20 protein-coding genes and 2 pseudogenes are annotated in these 19,909 nt (G+C 73.2%); 10 read left to right on the forward strand and 12 right to left on the reverse strand.

The genetic code is table 11. From position 1 onward, the window contains the following. Positions 1-101: 101 nt before the first annotated feature. Positions 102-1,094 (forward strand): helix-turn-helix domain-containing protein, encoded by a 993-nt coding sequence (locus tag JNW91_RS01405; protein WP_203173129.1) that lies wholly within the window; start codon positions 102-104, stop codon positions 1,092-1,094. A 7-nt stretch (positions 1,095-1,101) separates the two neighbouring features. Continuing rightward, entirely contained in the window at positions 1,102-1,557 is a 456-nt protein-coding gene (locus JNW91_RS01410; protein ID WP_030333674.1) for an RrF2 family transcriptional regulator, read from the forward strand. 12 nt (positions 1,558-1,569) lie between these two features. Here JNW91_RS01410 and JNW91_RS01415 read toward each other — a convergent pair whose 3' ends face one another. The 3 genes from JNW91_RS01415 to JNW91_RS01425 are packed head-to-tail and all read right to left on the reverse strand — an operon-like array spanning position 1,570 to position 2,910. Further along, a complete protein-coding gene (locus JNW91_RS01415; protein WP_309244179.1) occupies positions 1,570-2,244 on the reverse strand; it encodes a malonic semialdehyde reductase in 675 nt (224 codons plus the stop codon). Continuing rightward, entirely contained in the window at positions 2,177-2,746 is a 570-nt protein-coding gene (locus JNW91_RS01420) for a flavin reductase family protein (protein WP_203173130.1), read from the reverse strand. The genes JNW91_RS01415 and JNW91_RS01420 overlap by 68 nt, the downstream gene beginning before the upstream one ends. Then, the gene (locus JNW91_RS01425) at positions 2,743-2,910 is read right to left on the reverse strand and encodes a hypothetical protein (RefSeq protein ID WP_203173155.1); all 168 of its coding nucleotides are present in this window, start codon (positions 2,908-2,910) and stop codon (positions 2,743-2,745) included. The genes JNW91_RS01420 and JNW91_RS01425 overlap by 4 nt, the downstream gene beginning before the upstream one ends. Before the next feature lie 324 nt (positions 2,911-3,234). Here JNW91_RS01425 and JNW91_RS01430 point away from each other — a divergent pair, with 324 nt between their 5' ends. Beyond that, positions 3,235-3,414 (forward strand): DUF4236 domain-containing protein, encoded by a 180-nt coding sequence (locus JNW91_RS01430; protein WP_121656932.1) that lies wholly within the window; start codon positions 3,235-3,237, stop codon positions 3,412-3,414. Between the two features lie 67 nt (positions 3,415-3,481). Here the strand turns inward: JNW91_RS01430 and JNW91_RS01435 are convergent, their stop codons facing one another. Further along, positions 3,482-4,366, reverse strand: coding sequence for a hypothetical protein (locus JNW91_RS01435; RefSeq protein WP_203173131.1), 885 nt, complete (start codon positions 4,364-4,366; stop codon positions 3,482-3,484). A gap of 24 nt (positions 4,367-4,390) precedes the next feature. Next, positions 4,391-4,912 (reverse strand): VOC family protein, encoded by a 522-nt coding sequence (locus tag JNW91_RS01440; protein WP_203173132.1) that lies wholly within the window; start codon positions 4,910-4,912, stop codon positions 4,391-4,393. Positions 4,913-4,961: 49 nt separating this feature from the next. On the opposite strand from JNW91_RS01440, the gene JNW91_RS01445 reads away from it, so the two are divergent. Beyond that, positions 4,962-5,423: a MarR family winged helix-turn-helix transcriptional regulator gene (locus tag JNW91_RS01445; protein WP_203173149.1), complete on the forward strand. Its 462-nt coding sequence runs from the start codon at positions 4,962-4,964 to the stop codon at positions 5,421-5,423. Between the two features lie 57 nt (positions 5,424-5,480). Next, positions 5,481-7,050 (forward strand): annotated as a pseudogene (locus JNW91_RS01450) (tetratricopeptide repeat protein). A gap of 10 nt (positions 7,051-7,060) precedes the next feature. On the opposite strand, the gene JNW91_RS01455 reads toward JNW91_RS01450, so the two are convergent. Both JNW91_RS01455 and JNW91_RS01460 read right to left on the reverse strand, forming a co-directional pair. Then, positions 7,061-8,467, reverse strand: coding sequence for an ATP-binding protein (locus JNW91_RS01455; protein ID WP_203173150.1), 1,407 nt, complete (start codon positions 8,465-8,467; stop codon positions 7,061-7,063). Positions 8,468-8,526: 59 nt separating this feature from the next. Next, positions 8,527-9,183 carry a response regulator transcription factor gene (locus tag JNW91_RS01460; protein WP_203173133.1) on the reverse strand — a complete coding sequence of 219 codons (657 nt, stop codon included), beginning with the start codon at positions 9,181-9,183 and terminating at the stop codon, positions 8,527-8,529. A 98-nt stretch (positions 9,184-9,281) separates the two neighbouring features. On the opposite strand from JNW91_RS01460, the gene JNW91_RS01465 reads away from it, so the two are divergent. Beyond that, complete coding sequence (locus JNW91_RS01465; RefSeq protein ID WP_203173134.1) at positions 9,282-10,412, forward strand: LolA family protein; 1,131 nt, start codon at positions 9,282-9,284, stop codon at positions 10,410-10,412. 72 nt (positions 10,413-10,484) lie between these two features. Here JNW91_RS01465 and JNW91_RS01470 read toward each other — a convergent pair whose 3' ends face one another. After that, positions 10,485-11,117 carry an SGNH/GDSL hydrolase family protein gene (locus JNW91_RS01470; RefSeq protein WP_203173135.1) on the reverse strand — a complete coding sequence of 211 codons (633 nt, stop codon included), beginning with the start codon at positions 11,115-11,117 and terminating at the stop codon, positions 10,485-10,487. 225 nt (positions 11,118-11,342) lie between these two features. On the opposite strand from JNW91_RS01470, the pseudogene JNW91_RS01475 reads away from it, so the two are divergent. Further along, positions 11,343-13,561 (forward strand): annotated as a pseudogene (locus tag JNW91_RS01475) (HelD family protein). Between the two features lie 63 nt (positions 13,562-13,624). Here JNW91_RS01475 and JNW91_RS01480 read toward each other — a convergent pair. Next, on the reverse strand, positions 13,625-14,044 hold the full coding sequence (locus tag JNW91_RS01480) for a hypothetical protein (RefSeq protein ID WP_203173151.1): 420 nt from the start codon (positions 14,042-14,044) through the stop codon (positions 13,625-13,627). Positions 14,045-14,235: 191 nt separating this feature from the next. Here JNW91_RS01480 and JNW91_RS01485 point away from each other — a divergent pair, with 191 nt between their 5' ends. Together JNW91_RS01485 and JNW91_RS01490 are read left to right on the forward strand one after the other, a co-directional pair. After that, positions 14,236-16,278, forward strand: coding sequence for a glycerophosphodiester phosphodiesterase family protein (locus tag JNW91_RS01485; protein WP_203173136.1), 2,043 nt, complete (start codon positions 14,236-14,238; stop codon positions 16,276-16,278). Positions 16,279-16,541: 263 nt separating this feature from the next. After that, positions 16,542-16,826 (forward strand): hypothetical protein, encoded by a 285-nt coding sequence (locus JNW91_RS01490; protein WP_407664232.1) that lies wholly within the window; start codon positions 16,542-16,544, stop codon positions 16,824-16,826. A 63-nt stretch (positions 16,827-16,889) separates the two neighbouring features. On the opposite strand, the gene JNW91_RS01495 is transcribed toward JNW91_RS01490, so the two are convergent. The 3 genes from JNW91_RS01495 to JNW91_RS01505 form a co-directional block, all read right to left on the reverse strand. Beyond that, positions 16,890-17,846: a sporulation protein gene (locus JNW91_RS01495; protein WP_203173138.1), complete on the reverse strand. Its 957-nt coding sequence runs from the start codon at positions 17,844-17,846 to the stop codon at positions 16,890-16,892. A 248-nt stretch (positions 17,847-18,094) separates the two neighbouring features. Beyond that, positions 18,095-18,583 (reverse strand): glycosyltransferase, encoded by a 489-nt coding sequence (locus JNW91_RS01500; RefSeq protein WP_203173139.1) that lies wholly within the window; start codon positions 18,581-18,583, stop codon positions 18,095-18,097. Beyond that, complete coding sequence (locus tag JNW91_RS01505; RefSeq protein ID WP_203173140.1) at positions 18,580-19,251, reverse strand: glycosyltransferase family protein; 672 nt, start codon at positions 19,249-19,251, stop codon at positions 18,580-18,582. Before JNW91_RS01505 ends, JNW91_RS01500 begins: the two co-directional genes overlap by 4 nt. A gap of 40 nt (positions 19,252-19,291) precedes the next feature. On the opposite strand from JNW91_RS01505, the gene JNW91_RS01510 reads away from it, so the two are divergent. Continuing rightward, a complete protein-coding gene (locus JNW91_RS01510) occupies positions 19,292-19,909 on the forward strand; it encodes a TetR/AcrR family transcriptional regulator (protein WP_203173141.1) in 618 nt (205 codons plus the stop codon).

Raw genomic sequence — 19,909 nt, forward strand, 5'->3', positions numbered from 1 at the left:
CCGGTCGCCGGGATCGGGACAAGCCCGCGGTGCCGCATCCGGGCGACGCCGCACGCCGGCCGGGATGCGGTGACCTGCGGTTCGGGCTACCGTCGCAGGCGATGGTCTCCACCGATTCCTCCCCCGCGCCATCCATCGGAACGGCGTCACCCGTACCCGACGAAATCGCCACGTTCGCGTTGGCCGACCTGGCCCGTGACCGGGGCTGGCGGCGGCCGGTGCTCGTCGAACGGGAGTTGCTGATCCTCACCACCCGGGGGCACGGCGACGCCGAGCTGGATTTCCACCTGCTGCCGTGCCGACCCGGCACGCTGCTGCGGGTCCGCGCCGGTCAGGTGCTGCGCTGCCCCGGGCCGCAGTTCGACGGCACCGTGGTCGGCTGGGACTCCGAGGCGCTGCGCGGGTTCGACGTCGACCCGGACGCCCCGGCGGCCTGGCGGCAGTTGGCCGGCGAGGACGAGGACGCGGTGATCACCGAGGTCAGCCAGTTGGCGGTGGACTGTCAGCGGCACGCCGACAGCCCGGCCGGCCGCGCCCTGCTCCGCCACCAGCTCGCCGTGCTGCTGCTGCGGCTCACCCTGCCCGACGCCGACCACGCACCGCCCCGGCCCGAGGTGGAGACGTTCCACCGGTTCCGCCGCGAGGTGGAGCACGTCTACCAGCTCACCCGGCGGGTGGAGGACTACGCCGCCGCGCTCGGCTGCTCGGTGCGGACCCTGACCCGGGCCTGCCTGGCCGTCACCGGCAACAGTGCCAAGCAGGTCATCGACGAGCGGGTCGCGTTGCAGGCCGCCCGCCTGCTCGCCGCGACGGACCAGCCGATCGCCCAGATCGGCCGGCACCTGGGGTTCTCCGAGCCCACCAACTTCGGCCGCTTCTTCACCCGGGAGGTCGGGACCAGCCCCGGCTCGTTCCGCGCCGCGCGGGAGCAGCCGCCCACCGGCCGGGTGGTGCGCCCCCGGCCACCGGCCGAGGGCGCCGGCGTCAACGGGGGCCGGTTCCGCGTCGGCGGCACCGGCGAACCGGCCAACGGCGGCCACGGCACCCGTACCGGGTCGCCCACCGGCCCGACCGGCGGCACTGGCCGGGCATGATGGCAAGGTGCAGATCTCCGCGCGCGGCGACTACGCGGTACGGGCGGCGCTGAGCCTCGCCACCGCGTACCCCTCGCTGCTGTCCACCCAGGCCATCGCCGCCGAGCAGGACATGCCCCGCAAGTTCCTGGAGGCCGTCCTGGCGGATCTGCGTCGCGCCGGCATCGTCCGCGCCCAGCGCGGCGCCGAGGGCGGCTACACCCTGGCACGTCCGCCGCGCGAGGTCACCGTCGGCGCGGTGCTGCGCGCCGTGGAGGGCCCCCTGGCGGGGGTACGCGGACTGCGCCCGGAGGAGACCCGGTACGAGGGGTCGGCGGAGAACCTGCCCGGCCTGTGGGTGGCGGTACGCGCCGCGGTGCGGCGGGTGGTCGACGAGGTGAGCCTCGCCGAGATCGTCAGCGGCCGGCTGCCCGCCCACGTCCGCAAGCTCACCGCCCTGCCCGACGCGTGGGAGCCCCGCTGACCGGGTCGCGCGTCACAGGGTCCACACCACCTCCTCGGTGTTGAGCCGGGGCAGCCGCTCCCGCCAGGCGTCCGGGCCGGGGTGGCCCACGTTCATCAGCAGCAGCGCCTCGTGCCGCCCGTCCGGGAAGAACTCGCGTGTCACCCCGGCGGCGTCGAACCCGGCCATCGGGCCGGCGGCCAGCCCGGCCGCGCGTACGCCCACCAGCAGGTAGCCGATCTGCAGGGTCGCGCTGAACCGGGCCTGCTCGGCGCGTGCCACCCGGTCGGTCAGCCAGTCCCGGGCCCGCGGGCGGTGCGGGTACAGCTCGGGCAGCCGCTCGTGGAAGTCGACGTCGGCGGCGAGCACGGCCACCAGCGGCGCGGCGGCGGTCTTCGCCCGGTTGCTCGACGAGAGGTACGGCAGCAGCCGGGTCCGGGCCGCCGCCGAGCGGAGCAGCAGCACCCGCAGTGGCTGGCCGTTGTACGCCGTCGGCCCGTGCCGGATCAGGTCGTGGATCGCCGCGACCTGCGCGTCGGTGACCGGCTCGTCGGTGAACGTGTCGGCCGTACGGGCGCCCGGAACAGCAGGTCCTGGGCGGCCCGGTCCAGCGCGAGCAGGTCGGGCGTGGCGGGTGCGCTCACGCCGACACCGGCGGGACGGCGGTCGTGTAGCCGCCCCGGTGGTGCACCAGCGGCGCGCCGTCACCGCCGTCGCCGAGCGCCAACGGCTCGGCGATCACGAGTGTGTGGTCGCCGGCCGGGACCCGGTGCACCACCCGGCAGAGCAGCCGGGCCAGCACCCCGCTCAGCAACGGCACCCCGAACGGCCCCGGTGTCCAGTCGGGGTAGGCGGCAAAGCGGTCGATGCCGCTGGTGGCGAAGATTGTTGCCGCGTCCCGCTGCCCCTCGGCCAGCAGATGCACCGCGACGTGCTCGGCGCGGGCCAGCACCGGCCAGCTCGACGACGCCGTGCCGAGGCAGAACGAGACCAGCGGCGGGTCCAGCGACACCGAGGTGAACGACGTGGCGGTGAACCCGGCCCGGATCGGTACGCCGATCCCGCCCAGGCAGGCCGGGTCGCTGGCCCGGGCCACGGCGGTGACCACGGTGACGCTGGTGGCCTGCCGGCGCAGCAGCGCGCGGAACAGGTCCCGTTCCACCGGCCGCAGCTCGACGGCGTCCGTCGTCGGACGCTCCACGGTGGTCACGCCGGCACCAGGGTCGACGCGGCGTACGCGCTGGCCGGTCGGGGCAGGCCGTGGTGCTCGCGCAGCGGCGCGTTGGCGGCGGCGAGTTTGACGATCGCGCCGTTGAACGCGCCACCGACGTCACTCTGCCCGGTGGCGGTGGCCTGGATGTCCTGCGGGCTCAACAGAGCGCGCTCGCGTGCCGGACCAGGTCGACGTGCACGCAAGCGGTGAGGAGGAGCTCGTCCCGCTGCGACATGACCTCATGCTGCCGGCGGTGGGATCGACCGGTCAACGGTCTTCCAGAAGGTGAGACTTGTATCGCTGCCGATGTTACGAAGCACCCTCAGCAGCGTTTACCGCCGCGCAACACCTATCAGTTGGATAGAGATTGCGGCACCGCACGGGGTGACCGTCCAACCGGGACGGCGAGGGGGTTTCGGAATTCTCCGGTTCGGGCATGTTCGATCTCGACACGGCAGGGAACTGGTGACGAGGGGAGTCCTCCGATGGGCCTCATGTTTCGCAAGCGCAAGAAGATCGGTCCGATCATCCTGAACTTCACCGAGAACGGCTTCTCCTCGTGGAGCATCAAGATCGGGCGCTGGTCCTGGAACTCGAAGGCCAGGGCGCACCGGGTCGACCTGCCGGGTCCGCTGTCCTGGAAGCAGGACAAGTCCCGGTCGTAGCGTCCCGGGGGTCGAGCGGGGTGCCGGTGATTCACCGGCACCCCGCTCGGCGTCTGTCGTGGGATGCTCAGCGCGCCAGCGTGATGATCTCGTCGCCGGCCAGCCTGCCGGCCTCGCGGTCGCGCCGCACCTCACCCGCGTCGAGCAGGTCGGCGAGCGCCCGGTTGGCGTCGGCGGCACGGTAGACGGTCGCGGTGAGGGTGTGCCGGCGCAGCTCGGTGACCGGCCGCGACCCGCCCTCTCGCAGCTCGGCCAGCAGCTCGCGGATCAGTGGTTCGAGGTCGGGATCGCCGGCCACGTCGACAGTCGCGCCCATCGGGTCGGCCGGGTCGCGGTAGTGCACGTCGAGATCCGCGCCGATTACCCAGAGCGCGTCGCGGACCGCCTCCAGGCTCCGGTCCGAGCGGCTGCCGAACGCGATCACACCGGCAGCCTCGCCGTCCGGCAACACCGGCGCCACCTCGGCGACCAGGGGGAAGCCGGCGGAGACGAGCGCGTCGCGGGCGCTGCCGCCGGTGTGCAGCAGCAGCTCTCCGGTGCGGCCGTTGGTCGCGGCGGTGAGCAGCTTCGGGGTCACCGCGCCGGGCAGGTCCACGAAGGAGAACAGTGGGGCGCCGGCCGCCCCGGCGGCCTTCACCGCGACCGGAAGCCGGTAAGGGTCACCGGGCAGCAGGTGCACGGTGACCTCGGCGGGCAGCTCCGCCTCGATCGAGCCGAGTCGGGCCGGCAGGTCGGCGGCGTTGTCGTCCAGCACCAGCACCGTCACCTGCCGGCCGCGCAGCTGGTCGGCGTGCGCGGCAACCAGCCGCAGCGCGGCCTCCGCGCTGCCCGCGCCCGTACCCGCGAGTGCGACGGTGGCTCGCCGGGAGCGGTGCAGGGCCGCGGGCAGCCAGGTCGTCAACTGGCGGACCAGCAGCTCGCGGAGGAAATCGGTGGTCCGGTCGGTCGGCATCGGTCCGTTCTACCGCATGCCCGCTCAGGCCGGGACGGAGATCCCCACCCCGCCGCGCGTCTGCCCGCCGTAGCGCCGCCGCTCGGCGTCCAGGTCGAGCCGGCCGATCTGCTTACGGGCGGCCAGCGCGGCGTCGTCGAGCAGGTCGGCCGGGATCAGCCAGACCACCTCGAACTCCAGGCCGTCCGGATCCTGCCCGTAGAGGCTCTTGGTGGTGCCGTGGTCGGAGGTGCCCACCAGCGCGCCCGCCGCGACGAGCCGCTCGGCGGTGGCGGCCAACTCGTCGAGGGTGTCGACCTCCCAGGCCAGGTGGTACAGGCCGACGGTGGCCCGTCCGGCGGTCGACCGCCCGGCGTTGGCACCGACCTCGAACAGGCCGAGGTCGTGGTCGTTGGTGGAGTCGGGGGCCTGGAGGAAGGTGGCGCCCCGGAAGCCGTCCGGGGTCATCGCCACCGGGCGGAAGCCCAGCACGTCCCGGTAGAAGGCGACGCTGCGGGCCAGGTCGCTGACGTAGAGGACCGCGTGGTTGAGCCGGTGGATACCCATGGCCCCAGGGTAACGCCGTTTAGTTGAGCCTTCAATCATCGCGGGTATGATGGTCGTCATGACCCGCTGGTTGAACCCCGACGAGCAGCGCACCTGGCGGGCGTTCCTCACCGCCTCCCGGGCGCTGATGGACACGCTCGACCGTGAGCTGCAACGCGACGCCGGCATGCCGCACGCCTACTACGAGATCCTCGTCCGGCTCTCCGAAGCCCCCGGACGTCAACTACGGATGAGCGACCTGGCCGAGGCGGCGGGCTCGTCGCGCAGCCGGCTCTCGCACGCGGTCGCCCGGCTCGAGACCGCCGGCTGGGTGCGTCGTGAGGAGTGCCCCACCGACCGGCGTGGGCAGGTCGCGGTGCTCACCGACGACGGTTTCGCCACCCTCGCCGCCGCGGCACCCGGCCACGTCGAGGGGGTACGCCGGCACCTGTTCGACGCGTTGAGCCCGGCTCAGATCGACCAACTGCGGGGGATCAGCGAGACGTTGGCCGAGCACCTGACCGGATCCTGACCGTTCGACACCGCCGTGGGTCTTGTACTTACCGTCGTCGGATGAGCACGATGGGGCGTGCCCTCCGGCTTCGGCGAACTGACTGATCAGGCGCACCACCTCGTGTCCTCCGGTGATCTGGCGGGCGCGCAGCGGCTGCTCTCCGACGCGCTCACCGACGCCGACCCCCGCCCGGCCAACGCCACCCCCGAGTTGGCCGAGGCCGCCAGCCTCCAGGCGCGGGTCCTGGTCGCCCTCGGTGAACCACACTCCGCGCGTGGCTGGGCCGCCTTCGCGTACGCGGCCACCACCCGGTTGCACGGTCGCTCCGACCCGCGCACGGTGGCCGCCGCGGCGACCCTGGCCGCGGTGCTGCACCGGGTCGGCAGCCACTCCCGAGCCGCCCGGCTCTACCAGGAAGTCATCATCGAGCTGACCGCACAGGACGGCCCCGAGTCGCTGCGGGTGCTCGCCGCGCACGCCGATCTGGCGACCGTCGAGTACGCCCGCGGCCAGTGCACGGTGGCCCGCGACCGCCTTCAGGACGCCTGGGAGCTGCACCGCGAGGTGTACGGCGACGGGCATCCCAGCGGCATCAAGATGCTGGCCCGGCTCGGCGCGATGCAGCGCGACTGTGGGCAGTTCGCCGAGGCCCACGACAATCTGGCCCTGGCCCGCGAGCTGTGCCGACAGCACCTGGCGGCCGACGACCCGTTGGCGGTGCAGGTCGCGGCGCTGGCGCGGGCGGCGGCGAGCCCCGATCACGTCTGCACCGACGAGCCGCCGACGCCCGGGACACCCCGACGGTGCCGGCCGCCCGCGTCCCACCCCTCGACGACGGGCCGGTCGAGTCCGGCTACCACCCGCCACCGCCACCGCCGTACCAGGCCGGATCGACGACGGCCGGCGGGGCCGTGCCGAACCCCCGGGCACCGGCCGACGGACCCGGTGGGGGTGCCACCTGGCCACCCGATCCGGCCGAGGAGCCCACTCCCCACTCCACCGAGACCCCGGTCCCCCCGTCGGTTGTCGGGCTGACCGGCGCGACGGAGGAGCGGTCCGGGGTGTACCGCCTGCACCGACCTGCCGGAGACCCGTACGCGCCACTTGAGCCGTACACGCCGTCGCGGCTGCTGCCGGTGCCCGTGCATCGGGCCCCACCGTCGCCGCGCAACCGTCTGGTGCCGGTGCTGGTCGCCGGTGTGGTGGTGGTGCTGCTCGGCGCCGCCGCGGTGATCGCCGGGGTGGCGCGCGTCGACGGCGACGACGAGCCGGCCCCACCACCGGCCAGCGGCTCCCCCACCGCCGGCCCACCGGTGACCACCGCCCCGGGCGCCGCACCCACCTCGGCCGGGGCCGCGCCCGCCGCGGCCCCACCCGGCAGCCCACCCGCCGCGGTGACCCTGCGCGACACCCGGGACAGCATCACGCTGCGCTGGACCTACCCGCCGGCGGCGAGGGTCCGGTGGTCATCGCCGGCGGCCGGACCGGCCAGGAGCGCAACGTCTTCGCGACCCTTCCCGCCGGCACCACCAGCTACGTCATCTACGCGCTCAACCGCACCAACGACTACTGCTTCACGGTGGCCGTCGTCTGGTCCACCGACACCGTGGCCAGCTCCGAGCAGGTCTGCACCCGCCGTCGCTGAACACCGATGGTCACGTGCCGGCGGCAGCAGACCCGTCGCCGTCCTCGACCGGCAACGCCGGCAGCAGAAGGCACACCCGCAGCCCCGCCCGCTGCCCGTCCGCGCCGGTCAGGGTGACGCTGCCGCCGGCGCGTCGCACCAACTCGCGCACGATGGCCAGGCCGAGACCCGCGCCGCCGTCGTCACGGGCCCGGCCGTCGTCGAGCCGCGTGAACCGGTCGAAGACCCGCTCCCGGTCGACCACCGGAATGCCCGGGCCGTCGTCGGTCACCGTCACCAGGTGGTACGCCCCGACGGGGGCAGCCACCCCGCCCGCGCGCCCCGCCGCCGTGACCGGCGGCGTCGCCTCGGCCGCGAGCAGGACGCTGCCGTGCGCGTGCCGGACCGCGTTGTCGACCAGGTTCGCCAGCACGCGGCGCAGCTCGTCGGCGTTCCCGAGCGTCCACAGCGGGCCGGTCGGCGGCGCCACGCGCACGGGCGGCGACGGATAGCGGGCGGCGACCTCGGTCAGCAGCCCGCCCAGCTCCACCGGGCCGCTGCCGCGCGCCTGCGGCGCCTCGTCCAGCCGGGCCAGCAGCAGCAGGTCGTCGACCAGGCGGCTCAGCCGTTCGGTGTCGGTGAGCAGGTTCGCGGTCACCGCCGTCCAGTCGGTCCGGTCGGCGAGCCGTTGGGCCACCTCCAGCTCGGTCCGGATGTTCGTCAGCGGGCTGCGCAACTCGTGCGCCGCGTCGGAGACGAACGCCCGCTGCCGGACCCGGGCGGACTCCAACCGGTCCAGCATGCCGTTGAGGGTGACCGCCAGCCGGTGGATCTCGTCGGCCGAGGCGGGCACCGGCAGTCGACCTGTTCCGGCGCGTCCGGTGATTTCCTCGGCGCCCCGGCGCAGCGCCTCCACGGGCCGCAGCGTCGCGCCCACCACCCGCCACGCAACCCCGGCAAGCACCGCCACCAGCAGCGGAAACGCCACCAGGAGGATGACCCGGACCACGTGTGTGCTGTGCCGCACGTCGGCCATCGAGCGGGCGACCAGCACGGTCAGCGGATCCGCGGTCGTACCGGCGGGCACCGTGACCACCCGGACCGGGCCGGCGAGCCCGACGCGCTCCGCCGGCACCTCCAGCCGCTGCCGACGGCCGGGGTCCAGTCGCTGCGGCCGGACCATCGGCACCAGCCGGTCCGCGTCGATGGAGGCGGCCCGGATCCGCCCCTGCGCGTCGACGACCTGGACGCGGACCTGCCCGCCGGCCACCGGCAGCGGATCGGGCAGCGCGTCCTCGGCGGCGAGCAGGGCGACCGCGTCGGCGGTCCGGAACGCCTCGGTGTCCACGGTGCGTTGCAGCACGAAGCCGAGCGCGCCGAGCAGCACCACCCCGCCGAGCGCCAACCCGACCGTGAGCCCGAACACCCCGATCGCCATGAGCCGCCCCCGCAGCCCCAGCACCGGCAGCCGGCCCTGCCACGGCCGGCCGGCGCCGGTCACGTGGCCAGCCGGTAGCCGGCGCCCCGCACGGTCTCCAGCCGGTCCCGGCCGAGCTTGCGGCGCAGGTAGCCGACGTAGACCTCGACGGCGTTCGGCGCGGTCTCCACGCTGGCGTCCCAGACGTGGTCCAACAGCTCGATCTTGGAGACCACCTGGCCGGGTCGGCGCATCAGGTAGTTCAGCAACGCGTACTCCCGCGCGGTCAGCGTCACCTCGGCGTCGGCCCGGGTCACCCGCCGGCGGGCCGGGTCCAGCCGCAGGTCGCCGACCGCGAGCACCGCCGGGCGTTCCGGCGCGCCCCGACGCAGCAACGCCCGCAGGCGGGCCAGCAGGACGACATACGAGAAGGGCTTGGTGAGATAGTCGTCCGCGCCACAGTCCAGGCCGTCGGCCTGGTCGTACTCGCCGTCCTTGGCGGAGAGCATCAGCACCGGCAGCCAGTGCTGCTCCGCGCGCAGCCGCCGGACCAGCTCGTAGCCGGACAGGCCGGGCAGCATCACGTCGAGGATCATCGCGTCGTACCCGCCGTGCCGGGCCGCGTCCAGGCCGGCCGGGCCGGTCGCCGCCACGTCCACCGCGAACCCCTCCGCCTGGAGACCGCGTTGCAGGGCGGCCGCCAACCGGGCTTCGTCCTCCACCACCAGCACGCGCACAGGTCAAGGGTGCCACCCGGGTCAATGAGGGCGGATCGGCGTCCTCAGCGCGTTCACAGCCCCGACGGGGCAGGATGGTGCGCAGGAGGTGCCCAACCATGTCCGTCCTGAGAAGCCGTCCCGTCCTTCGCTGGCTGGTCCCCGCGACCGCCGCCGTCGCCGTCATCGGCGGTGGTGCCGCCATCGGTACGTTCGCCGCCGAGGCCGAACCGAGCCTGCCGCCACGTACCGCCGCCCAACTCCTGGTCGATCTACAGACCTCCCGGCTGGAGGGGTTGTCCGGCACCGTCGTGCAACGCGCCGACCTCGGCCTGCCGCCACTTCTCGGGCTGGTCCCCGGCAACGACGTGACCACCCTGCTGACCGGTACGCACACGCTGCGGGTCTGGTACTCGGGGCCGGAGCAGCAGCGGGTCGCGCTGCTGGACACCCTCGGCGAGCAGGATGTGATCCGCAACGGCCGGGACCTGTGGACCTGGCAGAGCCGCACCAACACCGCCAGCCACCGCACCCTGGGCGACGCCACCGCCGAGAAGCCCGTTCCCGAGGCGCGGCCGAGCCTGCCGGCCACCCCGCAGGAGGCCGCCGACCTGGCGTTGGGCGCGATCGACCCCACCACCGAGGTCAGCGTCGGCCGGTCGGCCACCGTCGCCGGCCGCGAAGCGTACGAGCTGGTGCTCCAGCCGCGCGACCGCGACTCGCTGGTGCACCAGCTGCGCGTGGCCATCGACGCCAAGCAGCATGTGCCGCTGCGCTTCGAGGTGCTCGCGAAGGGCAGTGACCAGCCAGCGTTCGAGGTGGCGTTCACCCAGGTCGACTACCGGCGTCCCGACGCCGACCAGTTCACGTTCAACCCGCCGCCCGGGGTGACCGTCAAGGAGGACACCGCCGAGCGGCCGGCCGCCGGCGGCAAGCCCGCGCACGCCGCGCCGACCGGTGACCCCCAGGTACGGGCCGTCGGCGCCGGCTGGACCACCGTGCTGGTCGGCCGCCTCGACGGGGCGGTCGGCGGCAAACCGGCCGACGCGAAGCGGGCCGTGCCGCCGGCCGGCGCCGCACCGGACGTCGACGTGTCGAAGCTGCTCGGAGGGCTGCCGGCGGTCAGCGGCGACTGGGGCAGCGGTCGACTGCTCACCGGCAAGTTGTTCAGTGTGCTGCTCACCGACGACGGCCGGGTGCTCGCCGGAGCGGTCACGCCGGAGCGGCTCTACCAGGTCGCCCGCGGCTGATCTCGTCCCGCGATGTTCGCGCCGGGTCGACCTGACGGTCGGCCCGGCGCCTCGCCGTCTGGACCGGGCGCGTCAGGGGGCGATCGCGCCGAGGGCGGTGAGGTACGCGTCGGCGATCACCGCGTGGCCGGGCAGGTGCGGATGCACCCGGTCGTCGGCCCAGCGCTGTCCCGGGCTGACCGCGAGCACCCGGTCGAACGCCGCCTGGGTCGGCACGTGCACCGCGTCGAACTCGACCGCGAGCGCGGCCACCACGTCGGCGTACCGGTCGGTGTCGGCGCGCTGCGGGTCGCGGCGGTCCGCCTCGATCAGGAACGGGTCACCGAGGATGAGCCGGCAACCGGTGGCGTCCACCGCCCGGCGGAGCAGGTCGCGCAGGGTTCGCTCGTACTCGTCGATTCCGACGGCCTCGTTCGGCCGGTCGCCGTAGCGCCGCCACATGTCGTTGATGCCGATCAGCACCGAGAGCCAGTCGGGCCGCTCCGTGATGGCGTCGTCGGCCCAGCGGGCGGCCAGGTCGCGGACGGTGTCCCCGCTCACACCCCGGTTGACCCACTCCAGCTCCAGCTCAGGGTGTCGGGCGTCGACCAGGGCACGGACGAGGCTGACGTAGCCGGCGCCGTAGGGCGCGGCGGCGTCACGCCGGCCGCAGTCGGTGATGCTGTCGCCGATGAAAACCACCCGCTGCCCGGTCCGCAGGATCATCCGCCGCCACCTCGCGATCATCGGGCGCGCGTCGGCCCGTTCGGCTTGGTGAGAGCCGGCGGAACGCGCTATCTTCAACAATTCGAGGACACAAAAAAGAACGGCTTGAAAGCCGTTCCTGCAAAGGATTCTAATCTTTAGGGAGACGGCTTGTCAAGGCACTCCGGCGGTTCCGGTGAATTGCCGCTCGACGACGAGATCGGCCGCGAGCAGGAGTACGTCTCGATGCTCTACGACCGGCTGGACGGGTTGCGTGAGCAGGCCGCCAACCGGCTCACCGACGAGCTGCGCAGCACCGGCGGCACCCTGCAGGACCGCTCCCAGCGCGACAGCTCGGTGGCCATGTACGCCGACCAGGTCGAGCAGTTCTCCGCCGTGGAGAACGGTCTCTGTTTCGGCCGGCTCGACGGCGACGACGACTCCCGGCGCTACATCGGCCGAATCGGCATCTTCGACACCAGCGGCGACTACGACCCGCTGCTGATGGACTGGCGGGCCCCCGCCGCCCGCCCGTTCTACCTCGCCACCGCCGCCAACCCGCAGGGCGTCCGCCGCCGCCGGCACCTGCGTACCCGCCAGCGGAAGGTCACCGGGCTCAACGACGAGGTGCTCGACATCGACACCGCCTCGCCCGGCGCGCACGAGGAGTTGACCGGTGAGGCGTCGCTGCTCGCCGCGCTGAACGCCGGCCGCACCGGCCGGATGCGCGACATCGTGGAGACCATCCAGGCCGAGCAGGACCGCATCATCCGCGCCGACCTGCCCGGTGTCATGGTGGTCCAGGGAGGCCCGGGCACCGGCAAGACCGCGGTCGCGCTGCACCGGGCGGCGTACCTGCTCTACACGCACCGGCGGGAACTCTCCAGCCGGGGCGTGCTGCTGGTCGGCCCGAACGCGACCTTCCTGCGCTACATCTCCCAGGTGCTGCCGACGCTGGCCGAGACCGGCGTGCTGCTGCGCACCCAGGGTGACCTCTTTCCCGGGGTGAGCGCCCAACGGACCGAACCGGCCGAGACCGCCGCCCTCAAGGGCCGGGCGGAGCTGGCCGAGGTGCTGGCGCTGGCCGTACAGGACCGGCAGTGGGTGCCGGACGAGCCGCTGGAGATCGAGGTGGAGCGCGAGGCGCTGACCCTCGACCCGGAGACGGTGCGGGCCGCCCGCGATCGGGTACGCCGCACCGACCGTCCCCACAACCTGGCCCGGGCGCTGTTCGACGTGGAGATCGTGCACGCGCTCGCCGACCAGGTCGCCGAACGGATCGGCGCCGACCCGCTGGGCGGGGACAACCTGCTCGACGAGGCCGACCGGGCCGAGATCCGCCGGGAGCTGCGCGACGAGCCGGAGGTCAAGGCCACCCTCGACCGGCTGTGGCCGGTGCTCACCCCGCAGCGCCTGCTCGCCGACCTGTACGCCGACCCGGACCGGATCGCCGCCGCAGCGCCGATGCTCACCGACGAGGAGCGGGCGCTGCTGCACCGCGAGTTAGGTGGCTGGACGCCCGCCGACGTGCCGCTGCTGGACGAGGCCGCCGAACTGCTCGGCGAGGACGAGCGGGCCGCTGCCGCCCGGCGCGATCGCATCCGCAGGATGGAGCGGGAGTACGCCGAGGGCGTGCTGGAGATCGCCCGCGGTTCCCGCTCGATCGACGTCGAGGACGAGGCCGAAGGTGGCGAGATCCTCGGGGTCACCGACCTGATCGACGCCGACCGGCTGCTGGAACGCCAGGAGGAGGCCGACCGGCTCACCACGGCCCAGCGCGCCGCCGCCGACCGGAAGTGGGCGTTCGGCCACGTCATCGTGGACGAGGCGCAGGAGTTGTCGCCGATGGCGTGGCGGCTGCTGATGCGCCGCTGCCCGAGCCGGTCGATGACCATCGTCGGGGACGTCGCGCAGACCGGGGCGCTCACCGGCACCCCGTCCTGGGCGGACGCCCTCGCGCCGTACGTGGCGCAGCGGTGGCGGCTGACCGAGCTGACGGTCAGCTACCGCACGCCGGCCGAGATTATGGCGGTCGCGCCGACGTGCTGGCGGAGATCGACCCGGAGCTGCGGCCACCGCGCTCGGTGCGGGAGAGCGGCGTACCCCCGTGGGACCGGGCGGTGCCCGACGGGCAGTTGGCGGCGGAGCTGGCGTCGGCGGCCACCCGGGAGGCGACCGGGCTGGCCGAGGGCCGGCTGGGCGTGATCGTGCCCGCCAGCCGGGTGGACGAGTTGGGCGCGGCGTTGACCGCCGCGCTGCCCGAGGCGGCCGTGGGCGACCATCCCGAGCTGGAGAGCCGGGTGGTGGTGCTGACCGTCGCGCAGGCCAAGGGGTTGGAGTTCGACTCGGTGCTGGTGGTCGACCCCGATCGGATGGTCGCCGAGTCGCCCCGGGGACGCAGTGACCTGTACGTCGCGCTCACCCGCGCCACCCAACGCCTGGGCGTCCTGCGGCCCTGCCGCTGACCCGCGTCGCCCCCGCCGACGAGTCCGTCGGCGGGGGCGGCTGGCCGGAGCCCGTCCGACCGGTCAGTCGTTGGACGTGTCCCTGATGGACTTCGCCGGCCCGGTCGCCGACGTCGACTGGTCGCTGGTGCTGCCACCCGTCGGGGTGCTCAGACCGCCGGTGGTGGCGTCCCCGGTCGTGGTCGGGGCCACCCTGCCCGGATGCCGTTCCGGCTGCCGGGCCACGCGACGCACGCTCGCCGGGCCCGCGGTGCCACCGGTGGTGGTCACCGCGCCCTGCCCGCCCACCGGGCCACCGTCGCGCAGCACCTGCGGATCGATGCGTTCGTGCGCCGGGTCGAGCGGGTCATCGCGTTGGATCTGGCTCTCCACATCGGTGCGGGGCACCGTCACCTCGTCGAGGGCGCCCTTGCCGTACACGCCGCCGGCGATCCGATCCTCGGCCTCGCGGGCGGCGTCCTGCCGCATGTCGTCCTCACGCACGTCCATCACCTCGCAGAAGCTGTGGAACTGACTGCGTGCCCGGCCACCGGCCGACCAAACCCGGCGTGACCGGGAGGTCGTCCACGGCGGTTCACCGTCGCGCCGTCCGCTGGCCGCCTGCCCGCCGCCGGAGCTGTCCATGCTGGCCGGCGACCGGCGGGAGACGCCCACCGGCAGGAGGGGAAGACAGCGTGCGCACAGTACGCCGTACCGCCGTCGCGGCCCTGGTGGCCGCGACGGTGACGACCGGGCTCGCGGTGCCCGCTCAGGCGAAGCCGCGACCGGACCGGACATTCGACGTGCAGGCCCACCGCGGCGGCCTCGGGTTGCGCGTGGAGAACACCCTCGCCTCCTTCGGCAACGCCCTCCAACTCGGGGTGACCACCCTCGAACTGGACGTGCAGATCACCGAGGACGGTCAGGCGGTCGTCACCCACGACCGGAAGATCAGCGGCAGCAAGTGCGTCGACACCACAGCGGTGACGCCGGGCGACCCGGAGTTCCCGTACGTCGGGAAGTACATCAACACGCTCACCGCGGCCCAGGTCCGCACGCTGGACTGCGGGTCGAAGACGCTGGCGGACAAGCCCGGTCAGCTCGCCGTGCCGGGTGCCCGGATGCCGCTGCTGCGTGAGGTCTTCGCCCTGGTCAACCGTTACCGGGCGGAGGACGTCAAGCTCAACGTCGAGACGAAGGTGGAGGCCGGCGCGCCGACCGAGACCGCGCCCCGCGAGCAGTTCGTCCGGGTGACCGCGGCCGAGATCCGCGCCGCCGGGCTGCTCAAGCAGGTCACCATCCAGAGCTTCGACTGGGGCGCACTGATGCGCATGCGCCAGGTCGAGCCGAAGCTGCCGCTGGTCGCCCTGACCAACTACGACTTCCTCCAGACCGGCCAGCCGGGCGCGTCGCCGTGGCTCGGTGGGCTGGACATCGACGACTTCGGCGGCGACCCGATCAGGGCGATCCGCAGCTTCGGCGCCAGCGCCTTCTCGCCGGTGCACGGTTTCCCGCAGAACGGCACGGTCACCGACCCCGGCTACCAGCCGTACGTCACGAAGGAGATGGTCGCCCAGGCGCACCGCTACGGGATCAAGGTGATCCCGTGGACGGTCGACGACGTGCCGACCATGGCCAAACTGATCGACGACGGCGTGGACGGCATCATCACCGACTACCCGGACCGGCTGCGCGGTCTGCTGGCGCAGCGCGGCTACCGGCTGCCCAGGGCGTACGCGGCGCCGTTCGACATCCAGGCGCACCGCGGCGGTCGCGCCACCCGGCCGGAGAACACGCTGCCGGCGTTCGCGAACGCGCTGGCCAACCGGGCCATCTCCACCCTGGAGCTGGACACCGGCGTGACCGCCGACGGGCAGCTCGTGGTGCTGCACGACCGCACCGTGAACGGGTCGCACTGCGTCGACACCGCCCCGGCTCGCCCCGGTGACCGGACGTTCCCGTACGTGGGCAAGCCGGTGCACGAGCTGACGCTCGCGCAGCTCAAGACCGTCGACTGCGGCACGAAGACCCTGCCCGAACTGCCCGCGCAGGTGCCCGCGCCCGGTGCCCGGATCCCCACCCTGGACGAGGTTTTCGCCCTGGTGAAGGCGAGTGGCCGCACCGACATCGGAATGAACATCGAGACGAAGATCAGTCCGGTGGTGGATGACACCGAGCCGTACCGCACCTTCACCCGCAAGCTCGTCGGCGCGATCCAGCGGGCCGGCTTCACCAACCGGGCCACCATCCAGTCGTTCGACTGGCGCACCATCACCTACGCCCGGCAGCTCGACCGCCGCATCGGCACGGTCGGCCTCGTCTGGCAGTACGGCCCGGCCGAGTGCGCCACTCTCGCCGACGAGTGCTCGCTGGAGGCGGTGTACGGCGACCCGTCGGTGCAGAGCCCCTGGACCGGTGGCCTGGACTGGTGGAAGTACCAGGACCTGGGCAAGCTGACCCGGGCCGCGGGCGCCGGCACGGTGTCGGCCAACTGGCAGGTGCACGACCCGAAGCAGGGCACCGTCGCCTCGGCCGACTGGTACCTGCGGGAGAACCCGGCGTACTTCCACGGACCGGACGTACGGACACTCCAGACGCGGGACGACCTCAAGGTGATCCCGTACACCGTCGACGACGCGACGGTGCTGCAGCGGGTCATCGACCTGGGTGTGGACGGCATCATCACCGACGACCCGGACCTGCTGGTGAGCGTGGCCATCCGCAACGGCCTGCGCTGACACGTGGACCCGACCGCTGGCCGGACTTTTTTCGGCCGGCGGTCGGTGTTACCTGCTCAGGGGCCTCGGGTAGTCGGGGGGCGTCCCCGCCGTGAAAGCGAACCGTGCCGTGGCCGAAACGCGGTAGCGGGGCGAGGGTAGGCAGGTACGACTCATCGCATCCTGAGGAGGACCAGATGAGCACGCAGGCTGCTTCCACCCGGCCGACGAACCGGCCGATGAACGACCCGCAGAATCCCGCCGCGATGCGGGAGACGCAGCAGATGCCGGTCATGCACGACGGGCGTCGCGACGACATGCAGGCACCCGGTACGGAGACCAAGCAGGCGTTCAAGACCACCGAGTTCTGGATCTACCTGATCGCGGTGGCCGCCGTACTGGGCGCGTCGCAGGTCGTCGGTAAGAACTCCGCAGGGGTGGACATCTTCCGGGCCGACAACGCCTGGTTCCTGATCACCCTGCTGACGCTGGGCTACCTCGGTAGCCGCGGCCTGGCCAAGGCCGGCAGCAACTGGCGCAGCGGTGAGGAGCGCAAGGCCCGGCACTGACCGGACGACAGCGCACGGTGCTCCGGGAGCACCTCCCGGAGGCCACCGTCGTCCGTGCGACGACTACTCGTCGCCGCCGAAGTCACCGCCGAAGTCGCCCTCGAACGCGTCCTCGATCATCTCGCCGGCGATCATGCCGCCGGCGACGCCGAGCGCCGCGCCGGCCACCATGCCACCCATGCCGTGCCCGCGGCCGTGACCGTGACCGTGCCCATGGCTCGGACCGTACTGCGAGCGCAGGCTGCCGTAGCGGGAGGTGGTCTCGCGCAGCCAGCCGTCGACGACCTGCGCCCAGTCGACCCGGTCGACGTCGGCGTGCGACACCTGGTAGCGACCGAACGCGTCGTGCCCGGCGCTGAGGAAGCCGCCGCGCTTGTCGCACTCCAGGATCACGTCGACGCCACGCTGGCTGGTCACGAAGGTCAGCTCGACCTCCCGGATGGTGTTCGCGTACTGCGGGGAGGCGAAGAACTCGATCTCCTGGTAGAACGGCAGCGTCTGCTGGACGCCCCGGATGTGGCCGCGCTCCAGGTCCGCGTGCTTGAACCGGAAACCGAGGCGCTGGAACGCCTCCAGGATCCGCTCGTGCACCGGCAGCGGGTGCACCGCCACCTGGTCCAGGTCGCTCTTGTCGACCGCGCGGGCCACGGCCAGCTCGGTGCGCAGGCCCATCGTCATGCCGTGCAGGCGCTGGCCGTACACGTCGGTGATCGGGGTCTCCCACGGCACCGGCAGCTGGAACGGGATCGAGAGCTGCTGCTTCGGGGCGAGCTCGAACGCGCCACTCACGGCCATCCGGTGAAACTCCAGGGTGCCCGAGTACTCGGCGTCGTGCCCCTCGACCTCGACCCGGGTCATCAGACCGATCACCACCTGCTCGATGGCCGCCGGGGCGTCGCCGCCGACGAGGTTGACCTGCCCGTCGAGGGTCAGGCCGGGCCGGGTGTTGGGGTTGGTCAGCACAGTGTCCACACTGGGACCGCCCACGCCGAACGCGCTCAACATCTTCTTGAAGACCATCGGAACTCCTGTGCCACAGTCGACCGCTCCTCCGATGGAGTCGGACGTTGACTCGACGGGCACCTTAACCAGCACCCCTGTGAGGTGGCTGTGAAGCGCCCGCCGAGCCTCGCGGCCGACCCGAGCTGATCGACGGGCCCGGAACGGACCAACCGACCCCTCGGCATCGACCTGGCGCCATATTGGCGATGTCGGCGTTTCCAGTCGCGCCGATACCGCGATGTCGCCGACCAGGAGTCGATCAGTGGTCAGCCGGCGACCTCGGCGCGCAGCCGCTCGGCGACCTCGTCGGGCGACGGCATCGTGGCGATCTCGGCGCCGATCCGGCGTGCCGCCTCGGCGAACGTCGGCTCGTCGAGCAGCCGGCGCAGGGCCGCCGCGATGGCGGCGGGATCGGCCTGGCCGGGCATCAGCGCGAGGCCCGCCCCGGAGGCAGCGACCCGGTCCGCCTGGAAGAACTGGTCGGCGCCCTGCGGCACGACCACCATGGGGATGCCGCGGGCCAGCGTGCCGAGGGTGGTGCCGGCACCGCCGTGGGAGATGACGGCGCTGACGTTGTCCAGCAGTTGGGCGAGCGGCACGAAGGGACTGAACGTCACCCGGTCGGAGTCGAGCTGGTAGTCCTCCGGCTTGCCGTCGAGGCCGAGCGTGGCCAGCACGTCGACATCGACGTCGGTGAGGGCGCCCAGCAGCGGACCGACGACGGCGGGGTCGGCGAAGACCGTACCGAAGCTCACCAGCACCCGGGGGCGACCGCCGCCGGCGTCGCCACCTCGCCGGCCGGGGCGTCGGGCGACTGGTGGGGTTCGGGTCGCAGCGCGAGGCGCTCCACACCGGACGGTACGACGGCGTTCTCGAACTGGAGTCCGGGCGGGCAGGTGTCCAGCAGCCACCGGCCGGCCGGGGCGCGCTCCGGCGCGGGCAGCCCGCGCTCCTCGTAGCGGGAGCGGACGACGGCGGTGAGCGCCTCGGTGAACTCGGCCGGCACCGACGGCCCGAAGGCGAGCGTGGCCAGCGGTACGCCGAGGCTGGTGGCGACCAGCGGTCCCACGAAGTCGACCATCTCGTTGACGACCAGGTCGGGTTGCCAGCTCTTCGCCTGCGCCAACGCCTCGTCGGCGGTCAGGTCGACCCGGACGCCGGCGAAGAACTCGGCGACCGCCTCCGGGGTGGGCTCGGTCGCCGGGTTGAGGCCGAGCTTGCGCCCCACCTCGGCGAAGAGCACGTCCGGCATGGGCCCGGCCGGCAGCAGCTCGATGCCCTCGGGAGCGATGAGTGGGGTCATGCCCGCGGCGGTGACGACGGCGACGTCGTGCCCCTGGCGGCGGAAGGCGCGGGCCAGCGGCAACAACGGGAGGAAGTGCCCGAAGGCGGGCACATTTGAGAAGAGGACTCGCATGGTCATCAGAATACTCTTCTGACGAGTGGCACCGTATAGTGCCCTGATGGCCGCCGCCCAACCCCGCGCCAGCCGGCGCCAGGAAAGCGCCGAGCAGACCCGGCAATTGATCTTGGAAGCGGCCCAGCACCTGTTCCTGGCCCAGGGGTACGCGACGACGACGATCAACGACATCGCCGCGCGCGCCCGGGTGGCCGTGGCGACCGTCTACACCAGCGTCGGCGGCAAGCCGACCCTGCTGCGGGCGCTGATCGAGGCGGGCGTCAACGATCCCGAGACGACCCGCAACGTGGCGGCCGTCGCCGACGCCGACGAACCCCGGGAGGTCCTGCGTCTGCTCGGCGCCGGGACCCGGTACGGCCACCAGAACCACCACCAGCAGGTACGGCTGATGAAGGCCGCCGCCGGCATGACCCCGAGCGCGGCGGCGGTGGCACGGGACGCCGCGGCGGCCTACCGGCAGGCCCTGCGCGTCGGCGCGGTACGGCTCGACGAACTGTCCGCCCTGCGCCCGGGCCTCACCGTCGAGCAGGCAACCCAGGTGCTGTGGTTCTACTTCGGCCTGCACGCCTGGCCGCAGCTCGTCGACGAGGGCGGCTGGTCGTACGACGAGGCGGAGCGGTGGCTGGTCGACCAAGCCACCAAAGCCCTCCTCCACCCCTAG

The organism is Micromonospora parastrephiae, assembly GCF_016802865.1.
Classification (GTDB): domain Bacteria; phylum Actinomycetota; class Actinomycetes; order Mycobacteriales; family Micromonosporaceae; genus Micromonospora; species Micromonospora parastrephiae.